Here is a 17,675-nt window from a genome sequence, read left to right as displayed (position 1 = left end):
AGGATGCGGTCGGTCACCTCGTGTGGCGGACGTAGACGTGCGAGGTGTCGTACGTGTCGCCGGGCACGAGGTCGGGTGAGGAGCTGGCGAAGGCGACCGTGCGGCCGTTCCGGTCGAGGACCGGCGCGGACACGCTGTGGTCGTTGGGACCGCCCTGGGCGTCCGGGCTGGCGAGGACCGTCCGTCCGGTGCGCAGGTCGCGGACGTAGGCGCGGTCGGTGTGGTCGGTGTCGCCCGGGTCGGCCGAGACGAAGGCCAGATACCGGTTGTCGGCGCTGAGTTGTGGGGCGCCGGTGAAGGCGGCCGGGTCGGCGGCGTCGATGCGGCGCAGTCCGTCCGTCCTGAGGTCGCGGACGAAGACGTTGTGGCCCTTGTTGGTGTCGCCGGGCGTGAGCTGCGCGTCGAGGGAGTTGAAGACGGCGTACCGTCCGTCGGCGCTGATCTGCGGGAACTCGGTCTGTCCGTCGGAGGTCCGGCCGTCCGGGGCCCGGTCGGCCTGGATCAGCTCACCGCTCGGCACGTCCCGGACCCAGGCGTCGCTCCAGTCGCCCGAGGCGGGGTGCGGCACGAAGAACTGGTAGGCGACGCGCGTGCCGTCCGCGCTGATGGACGGGTGCGCGGCTGCGGTCCTGCGGTCGCCGGCGGCGGGGACCTGGCTGATGCGGACGGCCTCGCCGCTGGTGCGGTCGACGCGGTAGACGCGGGCCCAGCGGTCCTCGCCCTCCGGGAGCCCGGACTGCTGGGCGACGAACGCGACGTAGCGGCCGTCGGCGCTGAGAGCCGGCTGCCGGCCGGTGTCGTAACCCGGGGCGACGGTGTCCTCGATGCGCTGCAGGGCGCCGGTCCTCAGGTCCTCGACCCAGACGTGACTGCGTCCGTCGGCGGGATCGGTGGCGCTGAAGGCCAGGTGGCGGCCGTTGCCGCTGAGGGCGACGTCGTCGACGGAGCCCTCCACCGCACGGCCGGCCATCCGGGTCGTGCCGGTCCTCAGATCGCGGACGAAGGCGTCGGCGGTGCCGTCGGTGTCACCGGCGACGAGGTTGTCGGCGCTGGAGACGAAGGCCAGAACACGGCCGTCGGTGCTCAGGCTCGGGCCGCCGGAGGGGCCGTTGCCCTCGGTGCCGTCCGGGGCGAGGCTCGCCTTCTCGGTCCGCGGCGGCGCGGGTGCGGCGGTCGCGGGCAGCGCGGCGGCGCCGAGCGTGACGGCCAGGGCCACGCCGAGCGCGCCGGACGTGGCCCTCCTGGTGCTGGTCATGTGCTGTTCCCCCTGTGTTCCCCGTGGACGCTTCTCCCCCGGCCCCGCGCCGAGGGCTCCCCAGAGCCAACAGCACCTGCGGTCACGGGTCAATCCGTCGTAATGAGTACAACCCGGGCGCGCGTTCAGTCGTCCGCGAGGAGGCCGTCGGCGAGGAACTCACGCACGTGGCTCAGCACTTGGGCCCGGTCGGTGCCGCGCAGGCCGATCGCCACGTGGATGGACAGGCCGTCCAGCAGGGCGCGCAGCCGGGCGGCGAAGCGGTCCGGGTCGACGGGGCGGAACTCGCCGCGCGAGATGCCCTCGGCGAGCAGGGCGACCAGGTCGCGGTGCCAGGCGCCCTCGATGGCGGCCTGCCGGTCACGGGCGTTCTCGTCGGCGCCCTGCGAGCGGTTCCAGACCTCCAGCCACAGGGTCCAGTGCGGGTCGCGGTGGCCGTCGGGGACGTACAGGTCGACGTAGGCGTCGAGCCGCTCGCGTGCGGGGGCCGCCCGGGTCAGCAGGCGGGCCCGCTCGGCCCCGAGCCGGCCCTCGCTCCACTCCAGGGTGCGCAGCAGCAGTTCGTCCTTGGAGCCGAAGTAGTAGAGCAGATGACCGCTGCTCATCCCGACCTCGCGGCCGAGCGCGGCCATGGTGAGCTTCTCCAGGCCGCGCTCGGCGATCATCGCCATGGCGGCGGCGAGCACGTCCTCGCGGGGCGGGGCCGGGGTACGGCGGCGGGGCGCGGCGGCGCTACTCATCGGCTCGCCACCACGTCCGCCCCACGGGCCACCGGGGAAGGGTGTCCGCTCGCGTCGGGGCCGGGTCCCAGTGGGAGGCGGAGGGGCTCGGTGGGGTGGGGGGCGGGGGACGCGCGGCGCGGCGTTTCGTTCACCCGTACGTTCTACCTGACGGCCGTCCTCGGCTGCTGTTGCGTGATGCAGTGGATGCCCCCGCCACCGGCGAAGATCGTCCGGGCGTCGACCAGGGTCACGGTGCGCTCGGGGAAGAGGCGGCGGAAGATGCCCGCGGCGATCTCGTCGCGCGGGTCGTCGAAGGCGCACAGCACCACGCCGCCGTTGCACAGGTAGTGGTTGATGTACGAGTAGTCGGCCCAGTGGCCGTCGGCCTCCAGCACGGTCGGGGCGGGGACCTCCACGACCTCCAGGCGCCGGCCCCGCGCGTCCGTCTGCGCCTTCAGCAGGCCGATGACCTCCCGGGTCACCTCGTGGTCGGGGTGGGCGGGGTCCGGCTGGGAGTGCGCCACCACGACGCCCGGCCGGGCGAACGCCGCGACGATGTCGACGTGGCCCAGGGTGCCGAAGCCGTGGGGAGGGTAGTCACCGGTCAGGCCGCGCGGCAGCCAGATCGCCTTGCGCGTGCCGAGTTGCGCGTGGATCTCCGCCTCGACCTGCTCGCGGGTCCACCCGGGGTTGCGCTCGGGGCCGAGCTGCACCGTCTCGGTGAGCAGGACCGTGCCCTCCCCGTCCACGTGGATCGCCCCGCCCTCGTTGACGAGCCGGGAGGCGTACGTCCGCGCCCCCGCGAGGTCCGCGACATGCGCGCCGATCTTCGCGTCGTGGTCCCAGCGTGCCCACTCCTGGGCACCCCAGCCGTTGAACGTCCAGTCGACGGCGGCCAGTCCACCGCCCCCGTCGACGAGGAAGGTCGGGCCGATGTCGCGCATCCAGGCGTCGTCGAGGTCCCGTTCGACGGTGTCGACGTCCGGCCCGAGCAGCGCGGCGGCCTCGGCGGCCTGCCCCGGCCCGCACACCACCGTCACCGGTTCGAAGCGGCGCACCGCGCGGGCGACCGACGCCCAGGCCGCGCGGGCTGCGGCCAGTTCACCGGGGTCGTCGAAGGTGGGGTTGGGGGACGGCCAGGCCATCCAGGTGCGCTCGTGCGGGACCCATTCGGCGGGCATGCGGAAGCCGTCGGCGGCTGCGGGCATCGTTGACCTCAGAGGAAGTAGAGACGGTTGAGGGAGACGGACTCGGCCGGTGCGGAGCGCAGCGGCTCGCCGTCGAGGGTGACCAGACCGGTGCGCTGGTCGACGTCCACCGACCCGGTGCGGGAGTTGAGGCGCAGGTCGGCCGGGCCGATGCCGCGCGTGCCGCGCACCGCGACCCTGCGGCGGCGGGTGGGCAGCAGGTCATGCCCCTGGTCGACGGCGGCCTGTGCGACGAAGGCCACCGAGATCTCGGCCGGGGTCGCCCCGTGCGCGCCGAACTGCGGTCCGAGCACGAGGGGTTCGCAGGTGTCGGTCGCCGCGTTCGGGTCGCCGGTCACGCCGTAGGCCGGGAAGCCGGCCTTGAGGACCAGCTGCGGCTTGGCGCCGAAGTACTCCGGGCGCCACAGCACGACGTCGGCGAGCTTGCCCACCTCCAGCGACCCGACCTCGTGCGCCAGGCCGTGGGCGATGGCCGGGTTGATGGTCAGCTTGGCGATGTAGCGCAGGACGCGCTCGTTGTCGTGGCCGGCGCCGGGGTCGCCCAGCTCGGCCTTCATCTTCCCGGCCATGGCGAAGGTGCGGCGGACCGTCTCGCCCGCGCGGCCCATGCCCTGCGCGTCGGAGGAAGTGATGCCGATCGCGCCCAGGTCGTGCAGGACGTCCTCGGCGCCCATGGTCCCGGCCCGGATGCGGTCCCGGGCCATGGCGGCGTCGCCCGGCAGGTCGGTCTTGAGGTCGTGGACGGACACGATCATGCCGTAGTGCTCGGCGACGGCGTCCCGGCCGAAGGGCAGGGTCGGGTTGGTGGAGGAGCCGATGACGTTCGGCACGCCGGCCATCTTCAGGACGTTGGGGACGTGCCCGCCGCCGCAGCCCTCGATGTGGAAGGCGTGGATGGTGCGGCCCTCCAGCACATGCAGGGTGTCCTCGACCGAGAGGCACTCGTTCAGGCCGTCGCTGTGCAGCGCGACCTGGACGTCGTGCTCCTCGGCGACGCGCAGGGCGGTGTCCAGGGCGCGGGTGTGGGCGCCCATGTCCTCGTGCACCTTGAAGCCGGAGGCGCCGCCCTCGGCGAGGGCCTCGACCAGGGGTGCCTCGCGCGAGGAGGAACCCCGGCCGAGGAAGCCGATGTTGACCGGCCAGGCGTCGAAGGCGCCGAACGCGTGCCGCAGCGCCCAGGGCGAGTTGACGCCCACCCCCCACACGGGCCCGAACTCCTGGCCGATGATTGTGGTCACGCCGGACGCCAGCGAGGCCTCCATGATGCGCGGTGACAGCAGGTGGACGTGGGTGTCGACGGCTCCGGCGGTGGCGATGAGGCCCTCCCCGGAGACGATCGAGGTGCCGGTGCCGACGACGACGTCGACCCCGTCGAGCGTGTCGGGGTTCCCGGCCCGCCCGATCGCGTGGATGCGGCCCTCGCGGATGCCGATGGAGACCTTGCGGATGCCCTGCGCGGCGTCGATCACCACGACGTTGCTGATCACCACGTCACAGGTGTCCCGGACGGCGGCGGCCTTGAGGTGCAGTCCGTCGCGTGCGGTCTTGCCGAACCCGGCGAGGAACTCGTCCCCGGGCCGCTGGGAGTCCGACTCGACGCGGACGACCAGCCCCGAGTCGCCGAGGCGGACGCGGTCGCCGGCGCGGGGGCCGTGGGTGGCGGCGTACTCGTACGGGGTGAGCCGGCGGGCCTGCGCCGGGTGTCCTCCTGGGCGGCTCATCGCTCGGCCTCCTGCTCGGGTGTGTCCGGTACGCCGAGGTAGCCGCAGGCGGCGGCGCGGCGCAGTGCCTCCTCGCGGGCGCCCGGGGCGTCCAGCGGCCCGTCGACCAGCCCGGCGAAGCCGATCGCGATCCGGTCGCCGCCGATCGGCACGAGCCCGACCTCGGCGCGCTCGCCCGGGCCGAACCGCACCGAGGACCCGGCGGGTACGGCGAGCCGCATGCCGTAGGCCCGCTCGCGGGCGAAGTCCAGGCGCGGGTTGGCCTCGAAGAAGTGGAAGTGGGAGGTGACGGAGACCGGCACGGTGGCGGTGTTCACGACCGTCAGCCGCACCTGCGGTTCCGGCTCGGCGTGGTCGGGGCCGGGCAGCAGCGCGCCCGGCGCGTCGGCTCCGCTGCCGCCGCCGATGGGGTCGGAGACGACCGCGAGCCGCGAACCGTCGTCGAAGACCGCCTCGACGTGGACCTCGGTGACGACGTCGGCGACGCCGGGCAGCACGTCGCCGGGCCCGAGCACGGACCGGGCGGCCTCGACGGCCTCCGCGAGCCGCCTGCCGTCCCGGGCGGCCTCGCACACCGTGTCGGCGATGAGCGCGGTCGCCTCGGGGACGTTCAGCCTCAGCCCCCTGGCCCTGCGGGCGCGGGCCAGCTCGGCGGCGCCGAAGAGCAGCAGCCGGTCGCGTTCGGTCGGGGTCAGCCGCATGTCACTCCCTCCGTTTAGAGCATCACTCTAAACATGAATTTCCCTTGTCCGGAAGGTTGACGGCGCACCATCGCACACATCACATTGAACGTCGCTCTAACCGAGGGAGACCAGCATGCCGATCGAACAGCGCGGAGTCGACACCATCCCCGAGGAGGAACGCACCAGTGGGCCACGCGACCTCGTCTCGATCCTGCTGGGCTCCAACCTCTGCCTGGGCGTGATCGTCTTCGGCTGGCTGCCCCCGTCCTTCGGCCTGGACTGGTGGTCGTCGGTCAGCGCGGTGCTCGCGGGCACGGTGGTGGGCTGCGTGTTCACCGCGCCGCTGGCCCTGGTCTCCCTGCGCACCGGCACCAACCTGTCGACGTCCTCCGGGGCCCAGTTCGGGGTGAGGGGCCGTCTGGTCGGCTCGGTGGTCGGGCTGCTGCTGGCCCTCGGCTACACCGCGCTGACCGTGTGGATCGGCGGGGACGTGATGGTGGGCGTACTGGGCCGCCTGGCCGGACTGCCGCAGAGCGACACGGCCTACGCGCTCGTCTACGGGCTGCTCGCGGCGGCCACCGTCGCCGGCGCGGTCTACGGCTACCGGGTGCTGCTGGCGATGTCCCGGGCCCTGGCGTTCGGCATGACGGCCCTGCTGGCGCTCGGGGTGATCGCCTACGCCCCCGGCTTCACGACCGGAGCGCTGCCGGAGGCCGGCGGCTATCTGCTGGGCGGGTTCTGGCCGACGTGGCTGCTCGCGGCCGTGGCGGCCGGGCTGTCCGGCCCGGTCGCCTTCATCACCCTGCTCGGCGACTACACCCGCTACATCTCCCCGGCCCGCCACTCCTCGCGCCGGGTGCTGCACGCGACGTGGCTCGGCCTGATGCTGGGCCTGCTGGTGCCGCAGCTGTTCGGCACGTTCACGGCGTACGCGGCCCGGGCCGCCCTCGACTACGCGGGCCCGCTGGTCGACGCCGCCCCCGCCTGGTACCTGGTCCCGCTGCTGCTCGCGGCCTCGGCGGGCTCGGTCGGCAACGCGGGTCTGATGCTGTACTCGATGGGTCTGGACCTGGACGCGATCCTGCCGCGCGCGTCCCGGGCGCGGGCGACGTACACGGTCGCGGTCGTGGCCACGGCCGCCGTCTTCGCCGGGCACTACCACTCGACCGCGCAGGACGCGATGACGTCGTTCGTGCTGCTCCTGACGGCGATCGGCACGCCGTGGGCGGTCATCACCCTCATCGGTTTCGCCCGCTGCGGCGGGGTCTACGACGCGGACGCCCTCCAGGTCTTCAACCGCCGCGCGCGGGGCGGCGTCTACTGGTACCGCGCCGGCTGGCACGTCCCGGCGACCCTCTCCTGGGCGGCCGGCGCCACGGTGGGCGTCCTGGCGGTGTCCCTGCCGTCGTACGAGGGCCCGCTGCTAGCCCTCACGGGCGGGGTGGACGTCAGCTTCCTGCTGTCGGGCCTGGTAGGAGGCACGGCCTACCTGCTGTCGACCCCGGGCCCCGCACGGAGGGAACCTGCGGCTCGGGGGGCGGCCGCACCCCCGGCCGACACGGAGGACGCGTCGAACGCGACGCGTTGATCGCGGCGGGGGGATGGGGCGAAGGCCGGAAGCGGGGATGGGCAGGGGACGGGGCCGGGGGCCGGGAGGAAGCCGGAGGGCGGGACCGGGCCGCAGTCTGCGACCGGGCCGGAGGGCCGAGGCCGTCCGGGCCGGAGGGCCGCGGCCGGGATCGGGCCCCTGGGCGGAAGGCGGGTCCGGCTTCCTGTGGGGCCGGTTCGGGTGGTGGGTGGGCGCAGGGACGGGGGTCCGGGGGCGGAGCCCCCGGGACCAGGAGGGGTCTAGCCCAGCCGGTGCATCCAGCCGTGCTTGTCCTCGGCCGTGCCCCGCTGGATGTCCAGCAGCGCCTGCCGCAGCCGCAGCGTGACCTCGCCCGGCTCGCCCCCGCTCTGCTTCCACTCGGCCCCGGCCCGCTTGACCGTCCCGACCGGCGTGATGACCGCGGCCGTACCGCAGGCGAACACCTCGGTCAGCGACCCGTTCTCCGAGTCCCGCTGCCACTGGTCGGCCGAGATCCGGCCCTCCTCGGCCTCGTACCCGAGGTCGCGGGCGACGGTGAGCAGGGAGTCGCGGGTGACACCCTCCAGGATCGAACCGGTGAGGGACGGTGTGACGATCTTGTTCCCGTACACGAAGTACAGGTTCATGCCGCCGAGCTCCTCGACCCAGGTGTGCTCCACCGCGTCGAGGTAGCAGACCTGGTCGCAGCCCTTCGTCGCGGCCTCGGCCTGCGCCAGCAGGGAGGCCGCGTAGTTGCCGCCGGTCTTCGCGTCGCCCATGCCGCCGGGGACCGCGCGCACCCGGTCCTCGGAGACCCAGATGGAGACCGGCTTCACGCCGCCCGGGAAGTAGGCGCCGGCCGGCGAGGCGATCACCAGGAACAGGTACTCGTTGGCCGGCTTCACGCCCAGCCCGACCTCGGTCGCGATCATGAAGGGGCGCAGGTAGAGGGATTCCTCGCCACCGTGGGCCGGCACCCACGCCTTGTCCTGCCCGACCAGGGCGTCGCACGCCTCGATGAACGTCTCCACGGGCAGCTCGGGCATCGCCAGCCGCCGCGCGGACCGCTGGAAGCGCTCGGCGTTCTTCTCCGGCCGGAAGGTGGCGACCGAGCCGTCGGGGCGGCGGTAGGCCTTCAGCCCCTCGAAGATCTCCTGCGCGTAGTGCAGGACCGTGGTGGCCGGGTCGAGGGAGATCGGCGCGTACGGCACGAGCTGGCCGTCGTGCCAGCCGCGACCCTCGGTCCACTTGATCGTCACCATGTGGTCGGTGAAGTGGCGGCCGAACCCGGGGTTGGCCAGGATCGCCTCCCGCTCAGCGGCGGAGAGCGGGTTGGCGGAGGGCTTGAGCTCGATCGTGGGCGTCGTCATGGGTTGATGTCCTTCACCGGTTGTAGTGACGGGCCGCGCTCGGTACCGCGCTGATGGTGACCAGTGCTAGGACGTCCGAGCATTCCCTCATTCCGCGGCCTTGCGTTCGATTATCGCCCGGGGGCGGCGGCGGAAGGAACGGGGTGAATCCGGCCCGGTGGTCGATGGTGGCACCCGGCGGGAACACACGGAAGCCGCCGGGCGCGGATGCGACCCGGCGGCTTGCGGAAAGCGGCGGCGGATCAGCCGGCTACGCGTACGGCGAGGGCGTCGCCGATCTCCGAGGTGGAACGCGCGGGCTTGCCGGCCCGTTCGCCGAGGTCGGCGGCGACCGCCTCGTCGATGCGGGCGGCCTCGGCCTCCAGGCCGAGGTGGCGCAGCAGCAGGGCGACGGACAGCACGGTGGCGGTCGGGTCGGCCTTGCCCTGGCCTGCGATGTCCGGGGCCGAGCCGTGCACGGGCTCGAACATCGAGGGGAACTCGCCGGACGGGTTGATGTTCCCGCTCGCGGCGACGCCGATGCCGCCGGAGACGGCCGCGGCGAGGTCGGTGACGATGTCGCCGAAGAGGTTGTCCGTGACGATCACGTCGAAGCGCTCGGGCTGCGTGACGAGGTAGATGGTCGCCGCGTCCACGTGCATGTACTCGGTGGTGACCTCGGGGTACTCCTCGGCCACCTTGTTGAAGATGTTCGTCCACAGGTGGCCGGCGAAGGTCAGCACGTTGTTCTTGTGGATCAGCGCCAGCTTCTTGCGCGGACGGGCCTGGGCACGGGCGAAGGCGTCCCGGACCACGCGCTCGACACCGAAGGCCGTGTTCACGGAGACCTCGGTGGCGACCTCGTGCTCGGTGCCCTTGCGGATCGTGCCGCCATTGCCGGTGTACGGGCCCTCGGTACCCTCGCGGACCACGACGAAGTCGATGGCCGGCTCGCCCTTGAGGGGCGTGTCCACGCCCGGCAGGAGCTTGGACGGGCGCAGGTTGACGTGGTGGTCGAAGGCGAAGCGGAGCTTGAGCAGGAAGCCGCGCTCCAGGACGCCGGACGGCACGGAGGGGTCGCCGATCGCGCCGAGCAGGATGGCGTCGTGCTGCTTCAGGGCGTCGAGGTCGGCGTCGGTGAGGGTCTCACCGGTGGCGTGGTAGCGCCGGGCGCCGAAGTCGTACTCCTTGGTCTCCAGCTTCACATCCTGCGGAAGGACGGCGGAGAGGACCTTCAGGCCTTCGGCCACGACCTCCTGGCCGATGCCGTCACCGGGGATCACTGCGAGATTGATGCTGCGAGACATGCGGGCACCCTACTCCTCGTCCCATGGGATGACACGAGGTGTCCGTGATGCGGACACCCGCGCGGGTGACCGCACGCGGCCGTCGCCCGCCGTTCACCCGTATGTGTTGCGGCCGTTGGCCTCCGCTGGGAAGTTCACTGGCCATGGAGATCCCCCACTTCGGCATCCCGCCCGAGCTCGCCCGCCGGATGAGCATGGCGGAGCAGCACGAGTACCTGCGCACGCGACTGTCCCGGCGGCGCACGCTGGTGACCGCGGGCGCGGTGGCGAGCGGGCTGCTGACCGGCTGCGGCTCCGGCCCGGACTCCGGGCAGGGCGGCGCCCCGGCGACGCGGAGCCCGTCGCCGAGCACCTCGAAGGCCCCCGGCTCGTTCATCACGCCCTTCGGCCGCCACCTCGCCTTCGGGGCCGACCCGAAGACGCAGATGCGCATCTCCTGGCAGGTGCCGCTCGCGGTGAGGAAGCCGTACGTCCGGGTGGGCCTGCGCCCCGACGACCTCGGCCGCAAGGTCGAGGCCGAGCTGCGCGACCTGCACACGCCGGAGCTGACGGGCGTCCGGCCGGCGGTCGAGCAGTACTACCTGCACGCGGCGCTGGACGGCCTGCGCCCGGGGACCACGTACTACTACGGCGTCGGTCACGAGGGCTTCGACCCGGCCTCGCCGCGGCACCGGTCGACCGTCTCGTCCTTCCGCACGGCGCCGGCGCGTCCGCCCGAGCGGTTCGTGTTCACCGCCTTCGGCGACCAGGGCGTCGGCGCGGAGGCGGCCCTCATCGACCGTGCGCTGCTGCGGCAGAGGCCCGCCTTCCACCTCCACGCGGGCGACATCTGCTACGCCGACCCGACCGGCAAGGGCAAGGAGTCGGACGTGTTCGACGCGAGCCAGTGGGACCGGTTCCTGAAGCAGACCGAGCCGGTGGCCCGTTCGGTGCCGTGGATGGTGACGACCGGCAACCACGACATGGAGGCCTGGTACTCCCCGGACGGCTACGGCGGTCAACTCGCCCGGTTCTCCCTGCCGGAGAGCGGCTTCGACGCGCGGACGGCCCCGGGCGTGTACGCCTTCACGTACGGCAACGTCGGCGTGGTCGCCCTCGACGCCAACGACGTGTCCTACGAGATCCCCGCCAACTTCGGTTACACGGCAGGGAGGCAGACCCGCTGGCTGGACCGCACGCTGGGCGAGCTGCGGGCCGCGAAGGACGTCGACTTCCTCGTCGTCTTCTTCCACCACTGCGCGTACTCGACGTCCACGCACGCCTCCGACGGCGGGGTGCGCGCCGCGTGGCTGCCGCTGTTCGCCCGGCACGAGGTCGACCTGGTCGTCAACGGCCACAACCACGTGTACGAGCGGACCGACGCCGTCCGGGGCGGCGAGGTGGGCAGGCCGGTGCCGGTCGGCGGCACGACGGATCCGCGGCGGGACGGGATCGTCTATGTCACCGCGGGCGGCGGCGGCAAGGAGCTGTACGGCTTCCCGGGCGGGGTGAAGGAGAGCTACGAGGGGAACACCGCCGATCACGAGCCGGTGGACTCGTTCCGCTGGACCAGGTCTCGGGACACGCAGGCGGAGACGGTGCACTGGTCGCGGGTGCGCTACCGCGGCTTCTCGTTTCTCTCCGTGGAGGCGGTGAGCGGCGCCGCGCCGAGGCTTCAGGTGTCGGCGCTGACGTCGAGCGGTGAGCGGATCGACCATTTCGAGGTGCGGCGCGGGGCGTGAGGCCCCGCACCGCACCCCGTCGGGTGCGGCTCCCGGTCGGGGTGGTGCGGCTCAGTGGCCGGTGGATCCGCCGTTGTCCCTGCGGTCGAGGGCGCGCTGCAGCGCGGCGGCGGCGTTCTTGCGGTCGGACTCGGTCGCACGGGAAACGTGGCGGACTCGGCGGCGGACGGTCGTCTCGGCCATGGGAAATCGACTCCTTCGACAGCACGGAGTGCAAGGGGAGGGTGGTTTCGAGACGCCGGAAGAGGCGGGGAGCGGTGCCGCAGGGATTGCCTGCACGGGGCCCGGCTCACGACCGCCATTCGCTTGGTCGAGCGAGACGTTCGGCTCCTACAAAGCTAAGGGAGGCCGGAGCGTCTGTCTCCACAATTACTCGGACTTCCTACTATCTGAGACGGCGGACCGGATCACACCCCGCTGACCTGGGGATCCTCAGAGCACGTCCCCGTCGCGCCAGTCGAAGACCAGTTCCTCCCCCGGTTCGGCCGCGAGAGCGGGCCACAGGTAGGTGCTGCCCTCCTCGTCCGGCAGGCGGACGAGGCCGTCCGGGCCCAGGGCGTGGATGGGTCCGGGCCAGGTCCGCCAGCCGCGGGCCGCGTACAGCGCCGCGCCCTCGTCGCTCGCGGACAGCGCCCCGACGTCGTAGGCGCGCACGACGATCTCCTCCAGGGCGCCCATGACCGTGCCGCCGAGCCCGCGCCGCCGTACGTCGCGGCGGACGGCGACGCCCTCCACGTAGCCGACGCGCAGCCAGCGGCCCCGGTGGCGGACCCGGCGCATGACCACCGCCCCGTGCGCCGCGAGGCCGTGCCCGTCGTGCACCAGGGCGTGCATGCCGCCCAGGGTGTGGTCCCAGTCGTCGTCGCCGAAGTCGCCGTCGAACGCGTCGTGCAGCAGGCCGCGGACGGCGGAGAGTTCCGCCGGGGTGAGCCGGGCGGTGTGGGCGGTGCGCACGTCGGTGGTCATCGCCCCAGTATGCGGACCGGCCGGGTGGCTCTCGACGGGTTTGCCGCGCACGATGGAAGGGTCCGGCTCGGGAGGGAGACCCGATGGCCACGGCGCAGGCGCGCGCGCAGGTGATCACCCAGCACCGCTTCGGCGGGCCGGAGGTCCTGGAGGTCGAGGAAGGGCCGCGGCCCGCGCCCGGACCGGGCGAGATCCTGCTCAGGGTGCACGCGAGCGCGGTCGATCCGGCGGACCGCCTGGCCCGTTCCGGCACCGCCCCGCTGTTCGGGGACCCCCCGTTCACGCTGGGGCACGACGTGTCCGGGGAGATCGAGGAGGTGGGGGCGGGGGTCACGCGGTTCCGGCCGGGGGACGAGGTGTTCGGCCGGATCGACGGTGGCGGTCACGCCACGCACGTCACCGCGCCGGCCGGTCACTTCGCCGCCAAGCCCGCCGGGCTCGACCACGTCCACGCGGCCGCCGCCGCGACGGCGGTGCTCACCGCCTGGCGCGCCCTGGTCGACCTGGCCCGTGTCGGTCCCGGCAGCCGGGTGCTGGTGCGCGCGGCGGCCGGCGGGGCGGGGCACGTGGCGGTGCAACTGGCCGCAGCCGAGGGCGCGTACGTCGTCGGCGTCGCCCGCGCCGGGGACCACGGCTTCCTGCGCGACCTGGGAGCCGACGAGGCCGTCGACGACAGGACCGGTGATCTCGCCGAAGCCGTGCACGGCGTCGACGCCGCCCTGGACCCGGTCGGCGGCGACCTGGCACCGGGCGTCCAGGACACGCTGCGCCCGGACGGCATCCTGCTCGCCACCGTCCCGGCCGACCTGGGGCTCGCCCCCGAGGAGGTGGAGGCCCGGGGCCTGCGCTTCGCCCTCGTCCCCGACGCCCCGTCGGGGAGGCTGCTGGAGCGGACGGTCCCGCTGCTGGCCGGCCGGCGCGTCCGTGTCCATGTGTCGGCGACCCTGCCGCTGTCGGAGGCGGCCGCGGCCCATGAACGGGCCGAGGAGGGCTCCCGGGGCGGGATCGTCCTGGTGCCCCACCCCTGAGCCCGAGCCCACGGGTCCCGTGGCCCGGCATGCCGACGGGCCGGGTCGTCGACCCGGCCCGTCGGTCCACGTGGGGCTCAGCCCATGTGCGGGTAGGTGTAGTCCGTCGGCGGGACCAGCGTCTCCTTGATGGCGCGGGTCAGGGTCCAGCGCATCAGGTTCTGCGGGGCGCCGGCCTTGTCGTTGGTGCCGGAGGCGCGGCCGCCGCCGAAGGGCTGCTGGCCGACGACGGCGCCGGTGGACTTGTCGTTGATGTAGAAGTTGCCGGCGGCGTAGCGCAGCTTGTTCGCCGTGTACGCGGCGGCCGCACGGTCGTTGGCGATGACCGAGCCGGTCAGGGCGTAGTCGGAGACGGCCTCCATCTGGGTCAGCATCTCGTCGTACGTGTCGTCCTCGTAGACGTGCACCGCGAGGATCGGGCCGAAGTACTCGGTGCGGAACACCTCGTTGTCCGGGTCGGTGCACTCGATGACGGTCGGGCGGACGAAGTAGCCCTCGGAGTCGTCGTAGGTGCCGCCCGCGACGATCGTGCAGGAGGCGTCCTCCTTGGCGCGGTCGATGGCGGCCTTGTTCTTGGCGAAGGCACGCTCGTCGATGACGGCGCCGATGAAGTTCGACAGGTCGGTGACGTCACCCATCTTGATGCCGTCGACCTCGGCGGCGAACTCCTCCTTGAAGCCGGAGTTCCAGATCGAGGCGGGGATGTAGGCCCGGGAGGTGGCGCTGCACTTCTGGCCCTGGTACTCGAAGGCACCGCGGGTCAGGGCGGTCTTGAGGATCGCCCGGTCGGCCGAGGGGTGGGCGACCAGGAAGTCCTTGCCGCCGGTCTCGCCGACCAGACGCGGGTAGGTGCGGTACTTCTCGATGTTGTTGCCGACCGTCTTCCACAGGTACTGGAAGGTCTTGGTCGAGCCGGTGAAGTGGATGCCGGCCAGCTCGCGGTGCTCCAGGGCGACCTTGGAGACCTCGATGCCGTCGCCGGTGACGAGGTTGATGACGCCCTTGGGCAGGCCGGCCTCCTCCAGCAGCTGCATCAGCAGCACGGCGGCGTGGGTCTGCGTCGGGGACGGCTTCCAGACCACGACGTTGCCCATCAGGGCCGGGGCGGTCGGCAGGTTGCCGGCGATGGCGGTGAAGTTGAAGGGCGTGATCGCGTAGACGAAACCCTCCAGCGGGCGGTGGTCCAGACGGTTCCACACGCCGGGGGCGTTGGCCGGGGGCTGCTCGGCGAGCAGCCTGCGGGCGTAGGAGACGTTGAAGCGCCAGAAGTCGACCAGCTCGCAGGGCGTGTCGATCTCGGCCTGCTGGGCGGTCTTGGACTGGCCGAGCATGGTGGAGGCGGCGAGGGTCTCGCGCCAGGGACCGGCCAGCAGCTCGGCGGCGCGCAGGATGATCGCCGCGCGGTCGTCGAAGGACATGGCGCGCCAGGCGGGCGCGGCGGCCAGGGCCGCGTCGATGGCGTCCTGGGCGTCCGCCTGCGTGGCGTTGCGGTACGTGCCGAGCACGGCCCGGTGGTTGTGCGGCTGGACGACCTGGAAGGCCTCACCGCCGCCCATCCGCTTCTCGCCGCCGATGGTGCAGGGCAGGTCGATCGGGTTGTCGGCCAGCTCCTTCAGCTTGGCCTCCAGCCGGGCCCGCTCGGGCGAGCCGGGGGCGTAGCCGTGCACCGGCTCGTTGACGGGCGTGGGGACCTGGGTCACAGCGTCCATGTTTTCCGTAACTCCTTACTGAGCGGTGGTTCGGTCTCAGCCCTCGGAGGGCTGTCAGCCCTTGGTGAGCATCGAGCGGGCGAAGAAGCGCAGGTTCGCCGGCTTCTCCGCGAGGCGCCTCATGAAGTAGCCGTACCAGTCGGTGCCGTACGCGGTGTACACGCGCATGCGGTGGCCTTCGGCGGCCAGCCGCAGGTGCTCCTCGGCGCGGATGCCGTAGAGCATCTGGAACTCGTAGTCGCCGGGCTTGCGTCCGGCCCGGTGGGCCAGCTCCTGGGCGATCGCGATGAGGCGCGGGTCGTGGGACCCGATCATCGGGTACCCCTCGCCCTCCATCAGCGTCCGCAGGATCCGCACGTACGCACGGTCGATCTCGTGCTTGTCCTGGTGGGCGACCGAGGCGGGCTCCTTGTAGGCGCCCTTGACCAGGCGGACCCGGCTGCCGTCCGCGGCGAGGCGGCGGGCGTCGTCCTCGGTGCGGAAGAGGTAGGCCTGGATGACGCAGCCGGTCTGCGGGAAGTCCTTCCGCAGCTCCTCGTGGATGGCGAACATCGAGTCCAGGGTGGTGTGGTCCTCTGCGTCGAGCGTGACCGTGGTGCCGATCTCGGCGGCGGCCTCGACGACCGGGCGGACGTTCTTCAGCGCCAGCTCGTGGCCGTCCTCCAGGGCCTGCCCGAACATCGACAGCTTGACCGACATCTCGGCGCGGGTGCCGAGCTCCAGCGGCTTGAGGCGGTCGATCAGCTCCAGGTAGGCGTCCCGGGCGGCGGCGGCCTGCGCCGGGCTGGTGATGTCCTCGCCGACGACGTCCATCGTGAGCTCCAGGCCCTGCCCGGAGAGGTCCCGGATGACGGGGACGATGTCGTCGACGTCCTCACCCGGGATGAAACGGTCGACGACCTGCTTGGTCACCGGAGCCGCCGAGATCAGACGTCGCATCCGGTCGCTGCGCGACGCGGCGAGAATCACGGGACCCAGCACGGGGCACCTCCAGAGCACAAGCAACGTGAGGGCCGTATCCCAGGCGGACGACGCCTCGGGTACGGCACGGAGAACCACCGTGAAACCTAAGGATCCCTCCGATCGTCGGCCATCGACAGCTGTCACGCATCCGTGCCACAGATCTCAGACATATGTATGAAGGTGCCCGTGGGGTGGGGGACAATGCCCGGGTGACGCCGGAACACAGGGGTGACTACCAGGAGCTGGCCGACGAGATCTCGGAGCTGCTCGGCGCGCCCGCGACGCTGGAGAACCGCGACTTCGAGCTGATCGCCTTCGGGGCGTACGACAGCGAGGGCGACCTCGATCCGTCGGCCCTGGACCCGGTGCGCACCCGCTCGATCCTCACCCGCCGCTCCACCGCGGCGGTCCGGGCCTGGTTCGAGGGCTTCGGCATCACGCGTGCGACGGGCCCGGTCCGCATCCCGCCGACGCCGGAGGCCGGCGTCTACCGCGGCCGGATCTGCCTGCCCGTCCGCCACCGGGGCGTGGTCCACGGCTACGTCTGGCTGCTGGACGACGACCCCGGCCCGAGCGAGCGGCAGCTGTCGGCGGCCATGGGGGTGACGGCCCGGATCGGTGCCCTGCTCGCCGACGAGGCCCAGCACGGCGCCGACCTCAGCCGCGAACTGCGCGCGGTCCTGACCGCGGAGCGGGACTGGCAGCGCGACATGGCCATCGCCGAGCTGCGCACGGCGCTCGGCCACCGGGCCGACGCCCCGCACACCGTGGTGTGCGTCGCGCCCTGGCCCTCGGCCGACCCCGACGACGCGCCGTCGGTCCGCACGATGCCGGGCGCGGCGGCGCTGTGCACGCTGCCGTGGGGGGCGACGGACCAGTGCGTGGCGGTCCTGATGCGGCTGCGCTCGGCGGACGTCCTGAGCCCGGCGACGACGGCGGCGAACCGCCTGCTGGAACGGGCACGTGCCGCAGGCGCCCCGGGCGACCCCGCGCGGCCCGGGCACCCGGCCGGGGGCAGCGCGGCGGGCGGGCCGGCCGCCGGTGTCGCCACCCCGGGGGCCGGGCTCGCCGGGCTGGGCACCGCCTGGCGGGAGGCGTCCGCGGCGGCCCGTGCCGCGCTGGCGGAGCCCCGGCTGGGGCCGGTCGCCGAGTGGGCGGCGATCGGGCCGTTCCGGCTGCTCACCGCGCTGCCCGCGGAGGTGGCCCGCGACCCGGCCGTACAGACGCTCCTCGTGCCCGTCCACCGGGAACTCGCCCGTACCGCCGAGGTCTACCTCGACTGCGCCGGGCAGGCCGCCCGGGCCGCCGCCGAGCTGGGCATCCACCGCCAGACCCTGTACTACCGCCTGTCCCGGATCGAGAAGCTGACCGGTCTCGACCTGGACGACGGCGAGGACCGGCTGCTGCTGCACATGACGCTGAAGGGAGCCCGGCTCTCCCCCGGCGGGGCCGCGGGGCCGTCCGGGTGAGACCCGT

Annotated in this window: 15 protein-coding genes; 4 read left to right on the top strand and 11 right to left on the bottom strand. The window is 73.1% G+C overall.

Going from position 1 to position 17,675, the window contains the following annotated elements; translation table 11 throughout:
- Nucleotides 1–13: 13 nt before the first annotated feature.
- The 5 genes from ACIGAQ_RS35280 to ureA form a co-directional block, all read right to left on the bottom strand.
- Nucleotides 14–1,255: a hypothetical protein gene (locus tag ACIGAQ_RS35280; protein ID WP_399790289.1), complete on the bottom strand. Its 1,242-nt coding sequence runs from the start codon at nucleotides 1,253–1,255 to the stop codon at nucleotides 14–16.
- A 125-nt stretch (nucleotides 1,256–1,380) separates the two neighbouring features.
- Complete coding sequence (locus ACIGAQ_RS35275; protein WP_399790286.1) at nucleotides 1,381–1,995, bottom strand: TetR/AcrR family transcriptional regulator; 615 nt, start codon at nucleotides 1,993–1,995, stop codon at nucleotides 1,381–1,383.
- A gap of 143 nt (nucleotides 1,996–2,138) precedes the next feature.
- Nucleotides 2,139–3,185, bottom strand: a complete 1,047-nt coding sequence (locus ACIGAQ_RS35270) for an agmatine/peptidylarginine deiminase (protein ID WP_399790283.1) — start codon at nucleotides 3,183–3,185, stop codon at nucleotides 2,139–2,141.
- Nucleotides 3,186–3,193: 8 nt separating this feature from the next.
- On the bottom strand, nucleotides 3,194–4,906 hold the full coding sequence (locus ACIGAQ_RS35265) for an urease subunit alpha (RefSeq protein ID WP_399790280.1): 1,713 nt from the start codon (nucleotides 4,904–4,906) through the stop codon (nucleotides 3,194–3,196).
- A complete protein-coding gene (gene ureA, locus ACIGAQ_RS35260; RefSeq protein ID WP_311685500.1) occupies nucleotides 4,903–5,607 on the bottom strand; it encodes an urease subunit gamma in 705 nt (234 codons plus the stop codon). Before ureA ends, ACIGAQ_RS35265 begins: the two co-directional genes overlap by 4 nt.
- Nucleotides 5,608–5,722: 115 nt before the next feature.
- Here ureA and ACIGAQ_RS35255 point away from each other — a divergent pair, with 115 nt between their 5' ends.
- Complete coding sequence (locus ACIGAQ_RS35255) at nucleotides 5,723–7,177, top strand: cytosine permease (RefSeq protein ID WP_399790277.1); 1,455 nt, start codon at nucleotides 5,723–5,725, stop codon at nucleotides 7,175–7,177.
- Between the two features lie 260 nt (nucleotides 7,178–7,437).
- Here ACIGAQ_RS35255 and ACIGAQ_RS35250 read toward each other — a convergent pair whose 3' ends face one another.
- Together ACIGAQ_RS35250 and ACIGAQ_RS35245 are read right to left on the bottom strand one after the other, a co-directional pair.
- Entirely contained in the window at nucleotides 7,438–8,526 is a 1,089-nt protein-coding gene (locus tag ACIGAQ_RS35250) for a branched-chain amino acid aminotransferase (RefSeq protein WP_311685504.1), read from the bottom strand.
- Nucleotides 8,527–8,768: 242 nt separating this feature from the next.
- Complete coding sequence (locus ACIGAQ_RS35245; protein WP_362284197.1) at nucleotides 8,769–9,812, bottom strand: 3-isopropylmalate dehydrogenase; 1,044 nt, start codon at nucleotides 9,810–9,812, stop codon at nucleotides 8,769–8,771.
- Between the two features lie 143 nt (nucleotides 9,813–9,955).
- Here ACIGAQ_RS35245 and ACIGAQ_RS35240 point away from each other — a divergent pair, with 143 nt between their 5' ends.
- On the top strand, nucleotides 9,956–11,533 hold the full coding sequence (locus ACIGAQ_RS35240; RefSeq protein WP_399790273.1) for a purple acid phosphatase family protein: 1,578 nt from the start codon (nucleotides 9,956–9,958) through the stop codon (nucleotides 11,531–11,533).
- Between the two features lie 51 nt (nucleotides 11,534–11,584).
- On the opposite strand, the gene ACIGAQ_RS35235 is transcribed toward ACIGAQ_RS35240, so the two are convergent.
- Together ACIGAQ_RS35235 and ACIGAQ_RS35230 are read right to left on the bottom strand one after the other, a co-directional pair.
- Nucleotides 11,585–11,716, bottom strand: coding sequence for a hypothetical protein (locus ACIGAQ_RS35235; protein ID WP_311685510.1), 132 nt, complete (start codon nucleotides 11,714–11,716; stop codon nucleotides 11,585–11,587).
- Between the two features lie 249 nt (nucleotides 11,717–11,965).
- Complete coding sequence (locus ACIGAQ_RS35230; RefSeq protein WP_311685512.1) at nucleotides 11,966–12,499, bottom strand: GNAT family N-acetyltransferase; 534 nt, start codon at nucleotides 12,497–12,499, stop codon at nucleotides 11,966–11,968.
- 83 nt (nucleotides 12,500–12,582) lie between these two features.
- On the opposite strand from ACIGAQ_RS35230, the gene ACIGAQ_RS35225 reads away from it, so the two are divergent.
- Nucleotides 12,583–13,527 (top strand): zinc-binding alcohol dehydrogenase family protein, encoded by a 945-nt coding sequence (locus tag ACIGAQ_RS35225; RefSeq protein ID WP_399790264.1) that lies wholly within the window; start codon nucleotides 12,583–12,585, stop codon nucleotides 13,525–13,527.
- 77 nt (nucleotides 13,528–13,604) lie between these two features.
- On the opposite strand, the gene pruA is transcribed toward ACIGAQ_RS35225, so the two are convergent.
- Nucleotides 13,605–15,236 (bottom strand): L-glutamate gamma-semialdehyde dehydrogenase, encoded by a 1,632-nt coding sequence (pruA, locus tag ACIGAQ_RS35220; RefSeq protein WP_311685516.1) that lies wholly within the window; start codon nucleotides 15,234–15,236, stop codon nucleotides 13,605–13,607.
- A 54-nt stretch (nucleotides 15,237–15,290) separates the two neighbouring features.
- Nucleotides 15,291–16,217: a proline dehydrogenase family protein gene (locus ACIGAQ_RS35215; protein WP_311685518.1), complete on the bottom strand. Its 927-nt coding sequence runs from the start codon at nucleotides 16,215–16,217 to the stop codon at nucleotides 15,291–15,293.
- A 152-nt stretch (nucleotides 16,218–16,369) separates the two neighbouring features.
- On the opposite strand from ACIGAQ_RS35215, the gene ACIGAQ_RS35210 reads away from it, so the two are divergent.
- Nucleotides 16,370–17,668: a PucR family transcriptional regulator gene (locus ACIGAQ_RS35210; RefSeq protein ID WP_399790260.1), complete on the top strand. Its 1,299-nt coding sequence runs from the start codon at nucleotides 16,370–16,372 to the stop codon at nucleotides 17,666–17,668.
- Nucleotides 17,669–17,675 lie beyond the last annotated feature (7 nt).

It is taken from the genome of Streptomyces sp. NPDC085932 (genome assembly GCF_044540525.1).
Taxonomy (GTDB): Bacteria; Actinomycetota; Actinomycetes; order Streptomycetales; family Streptomycetaceae; genus Streptomyces; species Streptomyces levis.
This window is presented reverse-complemented; position numbering and strand designations above follow the sequence as displayed.